Origin of the sequence: Chromobacterium subtsugae, assembly GCF_001676875.1 — a bacterium.
GTDB lineage: Bacteria > Pseudomonadota > Gammaproteobacteria > Burkholderiales > Chromobacteriaceae > Chromobacterium > Chromobacterium subtsugae.
In genome coordinates, this window is the sequence record NZ_JYKA01000005.1 from 58716 (window position 1) to 74259 (window position 15544).

The 15544-nt window shown below is 62.6% G+C and carries 16 protein-coding genes and 1 other RNA gene; 8 read left to right on the forward strand and 9 right to left on the reverse strand.

The window, feature by feature from the left end:
• Position 1: 1 nt before the first annotated feature.
• From MY55_RS07975 to MY55_RS07985, 3 genes are all read right to left on the reverse strand, one after another.
• Positions 2 to 850 (reverse strand): AAA family ATPase, encoded by an 849-nt coding sequence (locus MY55_RS07975; RefSeq protein WP_047236700.1) that lies wholly within the window; start codon positions 848 to 850, stop codon positions 2 to 4.
• Positions 851 to 931: 81 nt separating this feature from the next.
• A complete protein-coding gene (locus MY55_RS07980; protein WP_047236699.1) occupies positions 932 to 1345 on the reverse strand; it encodes a TerB family tellurite resistance protein in 414 nt (137 codons plus the stop codon).
• A 17-nt stretch (positions 1346 to 1362) separates the two neighbouring features.
• Entirely contained in the window at positions 1363 to 1791 is a 429-nt protein-coding gene (locus MY55_RS07985; protein ID WP_047236698.1) for an acyl-CoA thioesterase, read from the reverse strand.
• Between the two features lie 135 nt (positions 1792 to 1926).
• On the opposite strand from MY55_RS07985, the gene MY55_RS07990 reads away from it, so the two are divergent.
• Complete coding sequence (locus tag MY55_RS07990; RefSeq protein ID WP_043577326.1) at positions 1927 to 2376, forward strand: universal stress protein; 450 nt, start codon at positions 1927 to 1929, stop codon at positions 2374 to 2376.
• A gap of 104 nt (positions 2377 to 2480) precedes the next feature.
• Here the strand turns inward: MY55_RS07990 and MY55_RS07995 are convergent, their stop codons facing one another.
• Positions 2481 to 2804, reverse strand: a complete 324-nt coding sequence (locus MY55_RS07995) for a helix-turn-helix domain-containing protein (RefSeq protein WP_043577324.1) — start codon at positions 2802 to 2804, stop codon at positions 2481 to 2483.
• A gap of 263 nt (positions 2805 to 3067) precedes the next feature.
• An RNA gene (gene ffs, locus MY55_RS08000) (signal recognition particle sRNA small type) lies at positions 3068 to 3166 on the reverse strand.
• A 169-nt stretch (positions 3167 to 3335) separates the two neighbouring features.
• Between ffs and argE the strand changes: the two genes are divergently transcribed.
• Both argE and MY55_RS08010 read left to right on the forward strand, forming a co-directional pair.
• Positions 3336 to 4508, forward strand: a complete 1173-nt coding sequence (argE, locus tag MY55_RS08005; protein WP_065202221.1) for an acetylornithine deacetylase — start codon at positions 3336 to 3338, stop codon at positions 4506 to 4508.
• Positions 4509 to 4640: 132 nt separating this feature from the next.
• Positions 4641 to 6023 (forward strand): sodium-dependent transporter, encoded by a 1383-nt coding sequence (locus tag MY55_RS08010; RefSeq protein WP_043577321.1) that lies wholly within the window; start codon positions 4641 to 4643, stop codon positions 6021 to 6023.
• Between the two features lie 46 nt (positions 6024 to 6069).
• On the opposite strand, the gene MY55_RS08015 is transcribed toward MY55_RS08010, so the two are convergent.
• Positions 6070 to 6348: a hypothetical protein gene (locus MY55_RS08015; RefSeq protein ID WP_043577319.1), complete on the reverse strand. Its 279-nt coding sequence runs from the start codon at positions 6346 to 6348 to the stop codon at positions 6070 to 6072.
• 272 nt (positions 6349 to 6620) lie between these two features.
• On the opposite strand from MY55_RS08015, the gene MY55_RS08020 reads away from it, so the two are divergent.
• Both MY55_RS08020 and MY55_RS08025 read left to right on the forward strand, forming a co-directional pair.
• Positions 6621 to 7829 (forward strand): amino acid aminotransferase, encoded by a 1209-nt coding sequence (locus tag MY55_RS08020; protein WP_065202222.1) that lies wholly within the window; start codon positions 6621 to 6623, stop codon positions 7827 to 7829.
• A 351-nt stretch (positions 7830 to 8180) separates the two neighbouring features.
• Positions 8181 to 8534, forward strand: a complete 354-nt coding sequence (locus MY55_RS08025) for a hypothetical protein (protein ID WP_043577314.1) — start codon at positions 8181 to 8183, stop codon at positions 8532 to 8534.
• Between the two features lie 67 nt (positions 8535 to 8601).
• Here the strand turns inward: MY55_RS08025 and MY55_RS08030 are convergent, their stop codons facing one another.
• The 3 genes from MY55_RS08030 to MY55_RS08040 form a co-directional block, all read right to left on the reverse strand.
• On the reverse strand, positions 8602 to 9246 hold the full coding sequence (locus tag MY55_RS08030) for a TetR/AcrR family transcriptional regulator (protein WP_043577311.1): 645 nt from the start codon (positions 9244 to 9246) through the stop codon (positions 8602 to 8604).
• Positions 9247 to 9315: 69 nt separating this feature from the next.
• Positions 9316 to 10161, reverse strand: coding sequence for a mechanosensitive ion channel domain-containing protein (locus tag MY55_RS08035; protein WP_043577308.1), 846 nt, complete (start codon positions 10159 to 10161; stop codon positions 9316 to 9318).
• 4 nt (positions 10162 to 10165) lie between these two features.
• Positions 10166 to 11776 (reverse strand): peptide chain release factor 3, encoded by a 1611-nt coding sequence (locus MY55_RS08040; RefSeq protein ID WP_065202223.1) that lies wholly within the window; start codon positions 11774 to 11776, stop codon positions 10166 to 10168.
• A gap of 167 nt (positions 11777 to 11943) precedes the next feature.
• Here MY55_RS08040 and MY55_RS08045 point away from each other — a divergent pair, with 167 nt between their 5' ends.
• From MY55_RS08045 to MY55_RS08055, 3 genes are all read left to right on the forward strand, one after another.
• Entirely contained in the window at positions 11944 to 14124 is a 2181-nt protein-coding gene (locus MY55_RS08045) for a TonB-dependent receptor domain-containing protein (protein ID WP_157889276.1), read from the forward strand.
• A gap of 122 nt (positions 14125 to 14246) precedes the next feature.
• Positions 14247 to 14861 carry a riboflavin synthase gene (locus MY55_RS08050; RefSeq protein ID WP_047243339.1) on the forward strand — a complete coding sequence of 205 codons (615 nt, stop codon included), beginning with the start codon at positions 14247 to 14249 and terminating at the stop codon, positions 14859 to 14861.
• Positions 14858 to 15520: a Dph6-related ATP pyrophosphatase gene (locus MY55_RS08055; RefSeq protein ID WP_043577297.1), complete on the forward strand. Its 663-nt coding sequence runs from the start codon at positions 14858 to 14860 to the stop codon at positions 15518 to 15520. Before MY55_RS08050 ends, MY55_RS08055 begins: the two co-directional genes overlap by 4 nt.
• Positions 15521 to 15544 lie beyond the last annotated feature (24 nt).

Genomic DNA, 15544 nt, shown 5'->3' on the forward strand with positions numbered 1-15544 from the left:
GTCAGTTGCGGCGTCGGGCCATCTGCATCAGGCGCTCGAACAGCTGCAGATCCTGTTCGTTTTTCAGCAGCGCGCCGGCCAGCGGCGGAGGGGCGTTGCGCGCATGGCGGTTTTCCAGCTCGTCGGCGCCGATGTTTTCGCCGCACAGCAGCTTCAGCCAGTCCAGCAGTTCGGAGGTGGTAGGCTTTTTCTTCAGGCCCGGCAGCTCGCGGATGGAGAAGAACACTTCCAGCGCCTGCTTGACCAACTGCTGGCGGATGTCGGGGAAGTGCACGTCGATGATGGACTGCATGGTGTCGGCGTCGGGGAAGCGGATGTAATGGAAGAAGCAGCGGCGCAGGAAGGCGTCCGGCAGCTCTTTCTCGTTGTTGGAGGTGATGATGATGATGGGACGCTGGCGCGCGCGCACGAACTGCTGGGTTTCATGGACGAAGAATTCCATCTGGTCCAGTTCGCGCAGCAGGTCGTTGGGAAACTCGATGTCGGCCTTGTCTATCTCGTCTATCAGCAGCACCGGCGCCTGTTCGGCCTCGAAGGCTTGCCACAGCTTGCCCTTGATGATGTAGTTGGCGATGTCGTGCACTTTGTCGCCGCCCAGCTGGGAGTCGCGCAGCCGCGACACCGCGTCGTATTCGTACAGGCCGTGCTGGGCCTTGGTGGTGGATTTGATCGGCCAGACGATCAGCTCCCGGCCCAGGCTGGCGGCGACCTCTTCAGCCAGCATGGTCTTGCCGGTGCCGGGTTCGCCCTTGATCAACAGCGGGCGTTGCAGGGCGATGGAGGCATTGACGGCCATCATCAGATCGTCGGTGGCGATATAGCGTTCGGTGCCGGTGAAGCGCGTGTTCATTGTCGGTTTCGGTATCTTGGGTGGTGGAATGCAAAAAGCAGCCGCGGGGACTGTGCGCCGCGGCTGCTTCCATTTTTGGGCTCAGCGGGCGAATTCGCGCTCGAGATCGTCGAGAGAGATGCCCCAGCTTTTCATCATGTAGCTGAGCAGAGCCATTTCGCTGTCGCTGATGGTGCCGTCCGACTTGCTGATGTCCATGGCCAGCACGCAGGTCAGGATGCGCTTGCGGTGGTCGCTGACTTCGGACAGCAGGTTGTCGATTCTTTCGCGGTCCAGCAGGCGGATCGCGCCATCGTCGCCGGCTTCGTCCGACACATCGTCGCAGAAGTCGCGCAATACCTGGGCGAACTGTTTGCGCGGCAGGTTGATCAGGTGGTAGACATGCAGCTTTTCCAGCAGCTCAAGCTCGCGCGGGTCCATATTGCCGTCGGTGATCATGAACATGGCCAGGAGTCTGGCCAGCGCCTCTGGGCTGTTGGGCGGGTAGTTTCTCATGGCGCCATTCCTTTTTTCTATTGGCTGAGCTTGCCGGAAAACGCTTCCGGCATGGGGGCGACTTTGCGTGCCTGGTAGTCGAAAAAGACGATACCTGTCTTCAATCTTGCCACTTCTTTGCCAGTGTTGTCATCGACTGCTTGATAAATGAGGTCGAGGCCGTGGCGGCCGATATCCGCGACGCCGATGCGGAAGCGCAGCCGGTCGCCGTGGAAGGCCTCGGCGCGGTAGCAGGCGGCGACGTCGGCGATGACGATGCCGGCTCCCTCCACCGCCAGTTCGCTGGCGTAGCCCAGCTGTTTGAACAGGCGCAGCCTGGCTTCCTGGGCCAGTCTGAGCAGCGCGTCGTTGCCAAGATGTCCGGCGTAGTTGATGTCGCCGATGCGGACTTCCAGCGCGGTGTCGAAAATGAAGCGGGGCGGCAGTTCTATCTGGATGCGGGCCATGGCGGGATCCTGCGGAGGTGGGCTGTGTGGCGGATATGGCCTTTATGTCAAAGGAAGCTAATCTGTGTCAAACGGTACCGGCAAGGGTTTGATAGACTGAAGGTGTAGGCCAAACTCGTAGAGGAGCTGAGCGTCATGTATCAGAGAATCTTTGTGCCTGTCGACGATAGCGACACTTCCAATATGGCGCTGAACGAGGCGTGCAAGCTGGCGAAGGAGTTCGGGTCGTCGATCAGGCTGGTCCACGTGGTGGATCTGGCGCAGTTCGGCTGGGGCGGGACGGAGTTTCTGGACGCCACCGAATTGCAAAAGTCGATCAAGCAAGCCGGCGAGCAGGTGTTGGGACAGGCCGGCGAGCGCGCGAGGGCGCTGGGCGTGGAGCCGGAGTGCAAAATCCTGGAGAGCTGGGGCGACAAGATCGCCGCGGTGTTGTCCGACGACGCCAGCGTCTGGGGCGCGGATCTCTTGGTGATGGGCACCCATGGTCTGGGCGGCCTGATGCACCTGCTGATGGGCAGCGTGGCTGAAGGCGTGCTGAAGGTGGCCGACATGCCGGTGCTGCTGATCCGCAACCCTGGCGATTAGTCAGCAGGCATGGGCGGCGGCGCCTGTCGGCGATTGTTCGACATTCGGAATGTGAAAAAGCCAGCGCGGCGGAGGCCGGGCTGGCTTTTTTGTCGGACCGGATATCAGCCGGCGGTGGCTTCGGCGCCGCCTTCCTGAGCTTCGATCTTGGTGCGAACCGCTTTGCGCAGGCTCTTGTACAGATCGGGGTGGGTCTCTTTCAGGTACTCGACGATCTCGAAGTCTTCGCGGCGTACCTTGGACAGGTCGATCTGCTCGACATGCACCAGGCGCAGCAGTTCGCGCACCGGCTTGGGCATGTTGCGGCCGCTTTCGTAGCGGGAGCCGCCGGATTGGGTGACGCCGATGCGGCTCCAGAATTCTTGCTGGTTCAGGCCAAGCTTGCGGCGGATTTCCCGAGGGTTCGGGATTTTTTCAAACAGTTTCATGAGTGTTCCTCTCGTATCTGAACAAATGGTTCTAGTATTTTTTTAGGACTTCGCCCTGCTTACTAAAAATAGCAAAAAAAATTCAACAGGAATATTTATGATGCAGGGAAATTAGTGAAGTTCCATGAATTTGAAAATTCAACTTTGCTAATGTTAGCGGAATCTTATCGTCAAGGACAATGGGATTTGATGGCGACGTCGTAATTTGGCTGAAAAAGTGTCGCAAATCTGCAATTGAGCTTGGCGGAACTAAAGAGGGGAGGGGTGGCGAGCCTGACCCCCGGCACTTGCACTAAATAACTGTGGCTGCTTCCTTCCGGACCTGACCAGGTTCGCTATCGTGCAATGCGGGGAGGCCCGCCATAGAGAAAACGGATTGTATCCAAAGCCGTGCTAGTTGCCAAGCATTTTTTATGCAGCGCTTTGCCTCCCCGCCGCCGAGCATGATGAGGAGGGCGGCCGCTATTGCCTGCCGGCCACGCCGGGTGCAGACTCTGGAACAGACTCAATAGCCAAGCGCAGGATTGTCTCATGCCTACAGACGCATCCGGATTGCTGTCCGAACTGATCCGCTTCGATACCACCAGCCGTTATTCCAATCTGCAGCTGATAGAGTGGGTGCGGGAATATCTGGCCGGCTTCGGCCTGACAAGCCGCCTGACTTATAATGATGATGGCAGCAAGGCCAATTTGTTCGCGCGCATCGGCGCCGAGGACCTGCCTTTGATCGTGCTGTCCGGCCACACCGACGTGGTGCCGGTGGATGGGCAGGATTGGCATTATCCGCCGTTTGAGCTGACCGCCGGCGGCGATGGCCGCTTGTACGGCCGCGGCAGCGCCGACATGAAAGGCTTCATCGCCTGCGTGCTGGCCCGAGTGCCGGATTTCGTCAGGCTGGCCGCCGAAGGCAAGCTGGCGCAGGGCATAGGCATCGCGCTGTCCTACGACGAGGAGGTGGGCTGCCTGGGCGTGGGGCGCATGATAGACGCGTTGATCGCCGATGGCGTGGATGTCGCCGGCTGCCTGGTGGGAGAGCCGACGTCGATGAAGCCGGTGATCGCGCACAAGGGCATCGCCCACTATCGCTGCGTGGTCAAGGGAAGAGCGGCGCATTCGTCGCTGACGCCGCATGGCGTCAACGCCATCGAGTTCGCCGCCCGCCTGATCACCCATATCCGCAAGCTGGCAGATGCCGAGGCCGCGTTTGGCCACCGGCAGCCGCTGTACGACGTGCCGTTCACCACCATGCAGACTGGTTTGGTGCGCGGCGGCGTCGCCTGCAATATCGTGCCGGCCGATTGCGAGTTCATGTTCGAGTGCCGCTGGTTGCCGGGCGACGACCCGCAGCGGTTGGTGGCATCGGTCGCCGACTACGCCGCCACCTTGGAGCAGGAAATGCAGGCGGTGGCCGGCGAGGCGCAGATTCGCATCGAGCCGGTGGTATACAGCCCCGCTTTCGAGTCCGACCCGTCGTCGTCCATCCGGCGCTACGTCGTCAGCCTGTGCGGCTGCGAAGGCGGCGCCGGCGTCGCCTACACCACCGAAGCGGGTCTGTTCAGCCAGGCCGGCATGCCTTGCGTGGTGCTGGGGCCGGGCTCGATCGAGCAGGCGCACCGGCCGGACGAGTTTATCGAGGTGGCGCAGTTGCAGGCCTGCTATGATTGGTTGGGCAGGCTGGCGGACGAGTTGATCCAGCCCAGATAGCTGTAAAAATTGTTTTGCACACATACAAAATAGGCTTCACAATCCACGCCCTGTAGCATCGAAGGTCATGTGAGCCCGCCCGGACGACCTCCGCGCGGGCTCGTTTCATTTGTGGTGGTAGAGAGAACAACAATGAGTGTGGACAAATCCAAATCGGGTGGAGAGGTCAAGCTGAGGGATGGATTCACGTCCAGCTTCGGCGTGCTGGCGGCGACGCTGGGCTCGGCGGTAGGCCTGGGCAATATCTGGAAGTTCCCGTATCTGACCGGCACCAATGGCGGCGCCGGTTTTCTGGTGGTGTACGTGCTGGCCACGCTGCTGGTGGGACTGCCGGTGATGATCTCCGAGATCATGCTGGGCCGCAAGGCCAAGCGCGATGCGGTGACCACGTTGGCCAAACTGGCGCCGGCCGGGCAGCCGTGGTGGCTGGTGGGCGCTTTCGGCGTGTTTGCCGCCTTCCTGATCATGGCTTTCTATTCCGAGGTTGCCGCCTGGGTGTTCGCCTATATTTTCAAGGCGATCGCCGGCGATATCCTGTCCAACGATCCCAAGGTGACGTCCGGCGCCTTCACCGCGCTGATCACGAATCCGGTTCAGTCGCTGCTGTGGCAATGGCTGGTTCTGGGCCTGATCGGCGGCATTCTGCTGATGGGCGTGTCGAAGGGGATCGAAGCGGTCACCAAGAAGCTGATGCCGCTGCTGTTCGCGCTGCTGCTGGTGATAGGCGCGCGCAGCCTGATGTTGCCGGGGGCAAGCCAGGGCCTGGCTTTCCTGTTCACCCCGGACTTCTCCAAGATCACCGCCGGCGTGGTGCTGACCGCGGTGGGTCTGGCTTTCTTCAAGCTGTCCATCGGCATGGGCACCATGATCACCTACGGCAGCTACTTCCGCGACGATCAAGACGTGCCGCTGACCACCTTCCGGGTGATGTGCGCGGATCTGTTCGTGTCGCTGCTGGCCGGCATCGCCATCTTCCCGGCGGTGTTCGCCTTCGGCTTCCAGCCTGCCGCTGGTCCGTCGCTGCTGTTCATCACCATTCCAGCGGTGTTCGCCAGCATGCCGCTGGGACATCTGTTCATGGTGGTGTTCTTCGTGTTGGCCGCCATAGCCGCCACCGGCGCGATGCTGTCTATCCTGGAGGTGCCGGTGTCGGTGGTGAGCGAGCGCTTCGGCATCAGCCGCGTCAAATCCACCATCATCAATCTGTTGCTGTTGGCGTTGGTGGGCGCGGGCTGCGCGCTGTCCAACAGCCTGACCGCCGATATCAAACTGCACGGCATGACGATGTTCGACCTGTTCGACTTCGTCACGTCCAATGTGCTGATGCCGCTGGGCGGGATCTGCCTGTGCCTGTTCACCGGCTGGGTGTGGGGCTACGACCGCTTCCGCGACGCGCTGAGCAATGGCGGCGCGCTGAATAACGCGCGTCTGCTGAAGGCGCTGTTCTTCGTGGTGCGCTTCGTGTCGCCGGTGCTGATCCTGGTGGTGATGCTGAAGGGCTTGAAGGTGATTTGAGGCGGTTTTGCCATGCCCGGCAGCGCGTGCGCGCCGGGCATGGCGCTCAGGAAGGCGTGCCGTCTTCGTCGCCGCTGACTACCGGCGGCGCAACGAAGCCGTTGATGTCGCGGGCGCTTTTTTCCAGCAGCAGGACGATGGCGGTATTGGCCGCGCCGAACAGCCAGCTGGCCAGCAGGAACACCGAATAGGCTGTGAGCTTGTCGGCGAATAGGGCGTTGCCGTGCAAGGTCAGTTCGGCGGGGTCGAAAATCGAGTAAAAAACGGCGGTGGCCGCCACCGCGATGATGAAAGACGGCCAGAACAGCAGGATTCCCTTTTTCATGAAAAGCCTCCGAATATCGGCCTCGGCGCCGGCGCGGAGCGTCCGGGCGCGATGGCCATACTTCTGCTTATGTCATCGGGCCGGCTTTGTCGATGCCGCGCATGCGGCCCTGCCCGTGGGGACAGGCAATCCGTTGTGGGGCGATCGGCATCCGCCATGTTAGACTGTTGTTCGGCTGCGAACTTATTTGCGTTCGAATGGCAACAAGCAAGACTGGATTTTCTTTGGCCGGCTCTGGCAGCCGGCTCATCTGCAAAGCAATGGAGCCTGGTATGACCTCTTCGATCTTCGCCGGTGTGGAACTGGCGCCGCGTGACCCCATTCTCGGTCTCAACGAAGCATTCAATGCGGACGCCCGCGATACCAAGGTCAACCTTGGCGTCGGCGTGTATTCCGACGACAACGGCAAGATTCCGCTGCTGGGCGCGGTCAAGGCCGCCGAGAAAGCCAGGCTGGAAGCGCTGCCGGCGCGCGGCTATCAGCCTATCGAAGGTCCGGCGGCTTACGACAAGGCAGTGCAGAACCTGCTGTTCGGCCAGGATGGCGAGCTGCTCGCCGCCGGCCGCGTGGTGACCGCGCAGGCCTTGGGCGGTACCGGCGCGTTGAAGATCGGGGCGGATTTCCTCAAGCGGCTGAATCCGGCGTCCAAGGTGTACATCAGCGACCCGTCCTGGGAAAACCACCGCGCGCTGTTCGAATCGGCCGGTTTCCAGGTGGAAAATTACCCTTATTATGAGGCGGCCAGCCGCGGCGTGGATTTCGCCGCGATGAAGTCGCATCTGGCGGCGCTGGACGCGGGTTCGGTCATCGTGCTGCACGCCTGCTGCCACAACCCCACCGGGGCGGACATGTCCGCGGCCCAATGGGACGAGGTAGTGGCGGTTTGCCGCGAGCGCGGCCTGGTGCCGTTCCTGGACATGGCTTACCAAGGCTTTGCCGATGGCATCGAAGCCGATGCGCTGGCGGTGCGCCTGTTTGCCGCCTCCGGCATGCAGTTCCTGGTAGCCAGCTCCTTCTCCAAGAGCTTCTCGCTGTACGGCGAGCGCGTGGGCGCGCTATCGATCGTGACGGCAGGCAAGGACGAGTCCGCCCGGGTGCTGTCGCAGCTGAAGCGAGTGATCCGCACCAACTACTCCAATCCGCCGATCCATGGCGCGGCCATCGTCGCCGCGGTGCTGTCCAGCCCGGAACTGCGCCAGCAGTGGGAAGACGAGCTGGCGGGCATGCGCGATCGCATCCGCGCGATGCGCCTGCGGCTGCTGGCGGCGATCAAGGCGCATGGCGCCGCGGTTGACTTCTCCTTCGTCACCGCTCAGCGCGGCATGTTCTCCTATACCGGCCTGAGCGCTGCTCAGGTGGAGCGGCTGCGCGCTGAGTTCGGCATCTACGCGGTGTCCACCGGGCGGATTTGCCTGGCGGCGCTCAATAGCAAGAATGTCGATTACGTGGCGGCGGCAATCGCCGCGGTGATCCGCGATTGATGAGTTTTTGACTCGCGCGCAAGGCCTCGGAAACGCTCCGGGGCCTTATTTTTTGGGGTGCGCGATGCAGCGGAAAAGTAGTTCAAATGCGGATTTGTCATGAATTGAAATGTCAATGGCATTTGCTGTTCGCGGCTGTGACATCCAGGCGAAAGATTGGGTGGCCAAAAGGACAGTTTTGATCTAGCGGCTGCGATATTTTCCTGAGATGGCATTGTCTGCGTCGGTAAATATCCTCATGATGCGTGAAGACATCAGTGAATGTCAGGTTGCAAACCGTCAGCTTCGGCGACGGCGCAATACAAAATAATCCAACAGCTTGTTAGAGGGGAAACCCTCGGGGTAGATGCCATGACTGCGACTTTTCCTGAAGTGCTGGTTCCGCAGGCCATAACTGCGGGTGCTTTTGACGCGGATGATGCCGATGTCCGCAATAACCTTGGCCTCCTTGGCCTGCTTGATGTTTATTCCCGCGACGGCAGCTATCGGCTGACCGTTTCGCTGGAGCCGGTGGATCCGGACAGGCAGCCCAGCTTGTGGGCGCTGGAAGTGGAGATGGAAGTGTGCGCCGACGGCAAGGTCGCGCGCCGCGCCGGGCAGCAGCTGGAGTATTCCGGTTCGACCCCTGGCAGCCATCTGCGCAAGTTGCTGGCCAGCGGCGAGCTGCACGGCTACTTGCTGCAGGGGACGGCCGCCGCGGCTTGATCTGGTTTGAGCTGAAACAAAAAAGCCACTATCGCGAGTGGCTTTTTTGCGTCCATGGATGGGCATGTCAGACGGCGTGTCTCTCGTACAGCGAGCGGAAGGCGTGCATGTATTCCGGCTGCACATAGGGCTTGAGCAGCGCCAGCACCTGCAGCACGCCGCGGTGGCCGGACTCCTCGGTGATCGGCGCCTTGGGGCGGGAGGTCTGCTCGAAAGCGAACCAGAATTTCACCACCAGCCAGATGTTGATGCTGACGCCCTCGATGTCCTCTTCGTCCATCTTCAGCAGTCCCAGGCGGATGAATTCGCGGAAATGCTCGCCGAGGATGTTTTTCAGCTCGGTGTTGACGAACTGGTGGTACTCCGACTGCATCTGCGGATTGCGCGCCAGCATGCCGGGCAGGTCGTAGAACATGAAGCGGAACTGCCACATCGCCAGGAAGGCGGTGTCCAGATAGTTGACCAGATCGTCCACCGTCATCTTGCGGTCTTCCGGCACCGCCAGTCGCTGGTTGATGAACTCGCGATACATGGTGAATATCTGGTAGACGATCTCTTCCTTGTTGCGGAAGTGATAGTAGAGATTGCCCGGGCTGATGCCGAGGTGCGCGGCGATGTGGTTGGTGGTGATGCTGCGCTCGCCCTGTTCGTTGAACAGCTTGAGGCTCTCCTGAATGATGCGGTCGTAGGTCTTGATTCTGGTTTTACTCATGATGCACCGGCTGGTAATGACTTCGCATAGCGCAATTGTATACGATGTTTGGAGTTCTAGCTCTATTTTTTACGATTGGACGACAGGGTAACAGTCGGCCAGGAATTGATGCAGGATGGCTTGCTCGATACGTTGCCGCTCCCGCGCCGGAATGGCGATGCGCAGGATCAACTGGTAGCGCTTTTCGTCGACCGGCTGGATGGAAATGCGCGGCTCCACCGATGGAATGTCGACCAGATAGCGTTTGGCCATGTCCTCCATGTGGCGGCGCGCCACGTCCACGTGCGGCAGGCAGGCGCTTTCCGCCGCGCTCATCAGCATCTGCTCGGCGCGGGCGGGCGGCACTTCATAGGCCAGCGGCACGTTGACGATATGCATCACGTACTCGCCCATGTAGTTTTCGCGTATCACCGGGGTGGACAGCAGCAGGCTGTTGGGAAAGGTCAGCGCCCGGCCCGTCATCTGGTGCGAGCTGTGGTTGGGGCCGATTTCCATCACGGTGGTGGACAAGAGGCCGATGTCCACCACGCGGCCGCGAACGGCTCCGATCTCGACGTGATCGCCCAGGCTGTAGCTGTTCGACATCTGCCGCACCACGCCGCCGGACAAGCACATGATCAGCTCCTTGGTGGCCAGGATCAGGGCGGCGGCGAATGCCAGCATGGAGACGGCCAGCGTCTGCAGCTCGTTGGCCCAGATGAAGCCTATGCCCGCCAGGCCGGTGAGAAACAGGCCGTTGCGGGTGTTGATCGACCAGCGGCGGCGCTCCTCGACCGGCACGCCGCTGTTGGCTGCCAGCAGCCGGTCCACCACCACGCGGATGATCAGCAGGGTCAGGATCAACAGCAGCGAGCGGGTGATTTCATGCGAGTAGTTTTCCCGCAGGAAGGCGACCAGGTCGAGGAGGGTGTGCATGGGCTCAGTCGTTCAGCTTGACCGCGTGCTCGCGGGTTTCGTGGAAGACGATGTCCGGCCAGCGTTCCTGCGTCAGCTGCAGGTTGACGCGGTTGGGCGCCAGGTAGGCCAGATTGCCGCCGGCGTCGGTGGCGATGTTCATCTGCAGCGATTTGACGAAATCGTCCAGCTTCTTGCGGTCGTCGCAGGTGAACCAGCGTGCCGACCAGATGCTGGCGGATTCGAAGATGGCGTCGACGCCGTATTCGGCGGCCAGGCGGCTGGCCACCACTTCGAACTGCAGCACGCCCACCGCGCCCAGGATCAGATCGCCGCCGCTATGCGGCTTGAATACTTGCACCGCGCCTTCTTCGCCCAGTTGTTGCAGGCCTTTTTGCAGTTGCTTCAGCTTCAGCGGGTTCTTGATGCGCACCGAGCGGAACATTTCCGGCGCGAAGAAGGGAATGCCGGTGAAGGCCAGCTCTTCGCCTTCGGAGAAGCTGTCGCCGATCTGGATGTTGCCGTGGTTGGGGATGCCGATGATGTCGCCGGCGTAGGCCTCTTCCACGATTTCGCGGTCGTGCGACATGAAAGTCACCACCGAGGAGGCGGCGATGTCGCGGTTCAGCCGCAGATGCTTCATTTTCATCCCGCGCTCGAACTGGCCGGAGCACACGCGCAGGAAGGCGATGCGGTCGCGGTGCTTCGGGTCCATATTGGCCTGGATCTTGAACACGAAGCCGGAGAATTTGCCCTCTTTCGGGTCCACGCTGCGAACGGTGGCGTCGCGCTCTTGCGGCGCCGGCGCCCAGTCGATCAGCGCGTTGAGGATTTCGCGCACGCCGAAGTTGTTGATCGCCGAGCCGAAAAACACCGGAGTGAGGGTGCCGGCCAGGAATTCGTCCAGGCTCCACTCATTGGAGGCGCCCTTGACCAGCTCGATCTCCATGCGCAGCTGTTCCATTTCCAACGGGAACAGTTCGTCCAGGCGCGGGTTGTCTATGCCCTGGATCACCTCGATGTCGGATACCAGCTTCTCCGCGCCGGCCTCGAACAGGATCACCGCGTCGTTCAGCAGGCTGTATACGCCGCGGAAGGTCTTGCCCATGCCGATCGGCCAGGTGATCGGCGAGCAGCGGATCTTCAGCACGTCTTCCACTTCGTCCAGCAATTCCAGGCTGTCGCGCACTTCGCGGTCGCACTTGTTCATGAAGGTGACGATGGGGGTGTTGCGCAGGCGGCAGACGTTCAACAGCTTGATGGTCTGCTCTTCCACGCCCTTGGCGGCGTCGATCACCATCAGCGCGCTGTCCACCGCGGTCAGCACGCGGTAGGTGTCTTCGGAGAAGTCCTGGTGCCCCGGGGTGTCCAGCAGGTTGACGGTGTGATCGCGGTAGTCGAACTGCATCACCGAAGAAGCCACCGAAATGCCGCGCTGCTTCTCGATCTCCATCCAGTCGGAAGTAGCGAACTTGCCGCCTTTCTTGCCCTTGACCGTGCCGGCCATCTGGATGGCGCCGGAGAACAGCAGCAGCTTTTCCGTCAGCGTGGTTTTACCGGCGTCGGGGTGGGAGATGATGGCGAAGGTGCGGCGATGCGAGACTTCTTCGGCAATGCGGGACAGTTCGGCGGACATGGGCGGCTTGCTTGAAATTCAATAAAGCCGGGTATTTTACCGGACTTGGGGGCTTGAGGAAGTTTTATGTTAATATTTGAGAACGATTATCAATTACAAAAATTTCCGTGATGCAACCAAGAAGCGCCGCAGTACACCCTGGCTCTCCCTCAATCTTTCCATTTTGCTTGTCCGCGATCGCCTTTGGCCTGGCTAGCCACGCCGCCCTGGCAGCGGAGCAGTCCACGCTCGAGACCGTCAAAGTCAGCGCCGAAGCGCTGGTCTTGAGGCCGGCGGCCAGCAAGCTCGCGCAAGAGGAAATCGCCCGCCCGCAGGCGAAATCGCTGGCCGAGGTGCTGGATGCGTTGCCTGGCGTCAACGCCGGCGGCTCGCCGCGTCCCGGCGGACAAACCATCAACGTCTGGGGCTTTGGCGACGTGGAGCAAGTGCAAGTGTATCTGGACGGAGCCGGGCAGGGCTTCGACAAATACCAGCAGGGCACCTCTTTCGTCGATCCGGAGCTGCTGGGCTCGGTGGAGGTGATCAAGGGCGGCCATTCGCCGTTTTACGGCAACGGCGCCTTCGGCGGCGTGGTGAAGGCGGAAACCAAGACCGTCAATGAACTGCTGTTGCCGGGGCGCAGCGTGGGCGGCTTCGCCAAGCTGGGCTATCAGGATAATGGCCACCGCTTCAGCCAGTCGCTGGCGGCGTATGCCGGCGGCGCCGGCCAGCCAGCCGACATCCTGGCCTATGTCACGCACAGCAAGGGAGGCGACGGCACGCAGCCGGACGGCACGCCTTACCGCTTCTCCGGCGGCGAGCAGCAAGGCGGCATGCTGAAGCTGGGCTGGCGGCCCGCCGACGGCCATAGCCTGAAACTCGGTTTTGTGCGCCAGGACGACGAGCTGCGCACGCCGTGGGCGGCCCGGCGCGGCGACATCCCGGCGCCCAGCGCTTACGATATCGCCAAGTACGGCCTGGAGGAGGCCTGGCTGCGCAAAACCGTGTGGCGCGAGCAGACGGTGGAGTCGATGACCGCCGACTGGAGCTATGTCAGCAGCGATCTGCCCTGGCTGGATCTGCGGCTCAGCTACGCGCAGTCGCGGCGCTTCCAGCATGACACCCGGCCGGACGGGGTGAACAGCTCGGCCTTCGATTCGCAGTTCGGCAAGGAAAGCTGGGTCAGCCAGCGCGATAAACAGTGGGAGCTGCGCAATGTGGCCAACCTGGGCGAAGGCTGGTCCAGCCAGCAGGTGACGGTCGGCGTCGCCTGGTCGCGCAAGGATCGCGACGCCATCGCCTACATGCCGAGCAAGGCCAGGGATCCCAGTTACAACTACGGGCTGATGAACCCGCGCTATTCGCCGCCGGGCAGCGAAACCATGCAGTCGGCCTACTGGGTGCACGAATGGAGGCCGCTGGACGGCTTCAGCCTGACGCCGTCGCTGCGTTACGACCATATCGAGGTGCGCGGCAGGCAGAACCTGGCGCCCACCTACAACAATCCGGCCAAGGGCCACGACTACAGCGCGCTGGCGTTCGCCGGCTGGTCGCCGCGGCTGGCCGCCAGTTGGCGTTTCCTGCCGCGCTGGACGCTGGACGCCGGCTATGCCCACACTTGGCGCGCGCCGAACGCCGATGAAGTTTACGACGTGCAGACGCTGGGCAGCACCACCGCCAGCAGCCGCCAGCTGCGGCCGGAAAAGCTGAAAGCGCTGAAGTTGGGCCTGGCTTACGACGGCGGCGGCGTGCTGGCCGCGGGCGACAAGCTGTCGGCCAGCCTCGCCTGGTTCCGCCAGGATGTCACCGACGCCATCGGCCAGCGCATCGGCCCGAACCGCGGCGACGCGCCCGGCGCGCCGCTGCCGGCGGTGATCGGTTTTTACCGCAACCTGCCGGGTTATGTGATTCGCGGTTTCGAATTCGACAGCCGCTACCAGTGGCGCGGCGCTTTCGCCAGTTTGTCTTTGTCCTCCGTCGTCGGCGAGCGCCGCCACAGCTTGCGCGACCCGTGGGGCAAGGACGAGCCGATGGTGGACATCCCGCCGCGCAAGGCGGTGCTGACCGCCGGCTATACCTTCGCGCCGGCGGGGCTGACGCTGGGCGCGCAGGGCAAGTTCGTCCGCGCGCAGGACCGGGTGCCGCAAAACGTCAACCCGGAGGCCGTCGGCTACGCCTATCCGGCCCAGCATGGTTACGCGCTGGCCGGGTTGTTCGCGGTGTGGCAGCCGGCGACGGCCGGGCTGAAGGGCATGGAGGTGAGGCTGGCGGTGGACAATCTGTTCAACCGCAGCTACCAGCCTTACCTGACCGAAGGCGCGGAAGGCATGGGGCGCGCCATCCGCAGCAGCGTGTCCTGGCGTTTCTGAGCGCATCGCGCAATCTTCGCAAACCGGCCCCAGGCCGGTTTTTTTATGGCGGCGGCGGATTGGAAAACGGCCAGTCGGCTACAATATCGTCCAAACGACAATTCAAACCAAGGAGGCTTGCCGTGTTCACCGGTATCGTCCAGGGCGTGGCCGAAGTGGTCGCCATCGAGGAAAAACAGGATTTCCGCACTCATATCGTCCGCTTGCCGCAGGCGATGCTGCCCGGCCTGCAGCTTGGCGCCTCCGTCGCCCATAACGGCTGTTGTCTGACCGTCACCCAAGTCGACGGCGATCGGGTGCATTTCGACCTGATGCGCGAGACGCTGCGCATCACCAATCTGGGCGAGCTCAAGACCGGCGACGCGGTCAACGTCGAGCGCGCCGCGCGCTTCGGCGACGACATCGGCGGCCACGCGATGTCCGGCCACGTGATGGGCCTGGCTGAGGTCGTCGAGGTGATCGAATCCCCCAATAACCGCACAATCTGGTTCGAGTTGCCCGCCGGGCTGGAAAAATACGTGTTCGCCAAAGGCTATATCGGCATAGACGGCATCAGCCTCACCGTGGGCGCGGTGGAGGGGCGGCGCTTCTGCGTGCACCTGATTCCTGAAACGCTGACGCGCACCAATATCGCCGCCCGCCGGCCCGGCGCGCGCATCAATATCGAGATAGACCCGCAAACCCAGGCCATCGTCGACACTGTCGAGCGGGTGCTGGCGCAGCGCGGCCAGGCATGATTTTGCGGGATTTGCCGGTGGTGGCGTCGTGGAGCGGCGGCAAGGACAGCTGCCTCGCGCTGTGGCGCGCGGTCCAGGCCGGCGCCAGGCCGCAGGCGCTGCTGACCATGCTGGACGAGACGGGCGAGCGCTCCCGCTCGCACGGGGCGCGGCCCGAGGTGCTGGCGTTGCAGGCCGATGCGCTGGGCTTGCCGCAGCGGTTGGGGCGCGCGAGCTGGAATGATTACCGCGAGGTGTTCGTCGAGCGGCTGCGGGCCGCCGCGGCGGACGGCGCGCGCGCGGTGGTGTTCGGCGACATCGACCTCGCCGCGCATCGCGAATGGGAAGAGGGCGTCTGCGCCGAGGCGGGCCTTGAAGCGATCCTGCCCTTGTGGCAGCAAGCCCGCGCCGATCTGGTGCGGGAATTCGTCGCGGCGGGCTTCGTCGCCCGCATCGTGATGGTCAATGCCGCGCTGGCGGACGAGAAGTGGCTGGGGCGGATTGTCGACGCCCGGCTGATTGCAGAGATGCTGGCCGAAGGGGTGGATCCCTGCGGCGAGGCGGGAGAGTTTCATACCCTGGTGGTGGACGGGCCGCTGTTCGCCCGGCCGCTGGCGCTGCGCGACGGCGCGGTCGCCCATCTGGGCGACTATCGCGCCCTGGATTTATTGCCCGCGTGAGACGGGCAGACTGAACAAAGGAAG

Excerpts from the sequence above, each read along its gene's own strand:
- MY55_RS07975 (WP_047236700.1), bottom strand. The coding sequence starts at position 850 with ATGAACACGCGCTTCACCGGCACCGAACGCTATATCGCCACCGACGAT.
- MY55_RS07980 (WP_047236699.1), bottom strand. The coding sequence starts at position 1,345 with ATGAGAAACTACCCGCCCAACAGCCCAGAGGCGCTGGCCAGACTCCTG.
- MY55_RS07985 (WP_047236698.1), bottom strand. The coding sequence starts at position 1,791 with ATGGCCCGCATCCAGATAGAACTGCCGCCCCGCTTCATTTTCGACACC.
- MY55_RS07990 (WP_043577326.1), top strand. The coding sequence starts at position 1,927 with ATGTATCAGAGAATCTTTGTGCCTGTCGACGATAGCGACACTTCCAAT.
- MY55_RS07995 (WP_043577324.1), bottom strand. The coding sequence starts at position 2,804 with ATGAAACTGTTTGAAAAAATCCCGAACCCTCGGGAAATCCGCCGCAAG.
- argE (WP_065202221.1), top strand. The coding sequence starts at position 3,336 with ATGCCTACAGACGCATCCGGATTGCTGTCCGAACTGATCCGCTTCGAT.
- MY55_RS08010 (WP_043577321.1), top strand. The coding sequence starts at position 4,641 with ATGAGTGTGGACAAATCCAAATCGGGTGGAGAGGTCAAGCTGAGGGAT.
- MY55_RS08015 (WP_043577319.1), bottom strand. The coding sequence starts at position 6,348 with ATGAAAAAGGGAATCCTGCTGTTCTGGCCGTCTTTCATCATCGCGGTG.
- MY55_RS08020 (WP_065202222.1), top strand. The coding sequence starts at position 6,621 with ATGACCTCTTCGATCTTCGCCGGTGTGGAACTGGCGCCGCGTGACCCC.
- MY55_RS08025 (WP_043577314.1), top strand. The coding sequence starts at position 8,181 with ATGACTGCGACTTTTCCTGAAGTGCTGGTTCCGCAGGCCATAACTGCG.
- MY55_RS08030 (WP_043577311.1), bottom strand. The coding sequence starts at position 9,246 with ATGAGTAAAACCAGAATCAAGACCTACGACCGCATCATTCAGGAGAGC.
- MY55_RS08035 (WP_043577308.1), bottom strand. The coding sequence starts at position 10,161 with ATGCACACCCTCCTCGACCTGGTCGCCTTCCTGCGGGAAAACTACTCG.
- MY55_RS08040 (WP_065202223.1), bottom strand. The coding sequence starts at position 11,776 with ATGTCCGCCGAACTGTCCCGCATTGCCGAAGAAGTCTCGCATCGCCGC.
- MY55_RS08055 (WP_043577297.1), top strand. The coding sequence starts at position 14,858 with ATGATTTTGCGGGATTTGCCGGTGGTGGCGTCGTGGAGCGGCGGCAAG.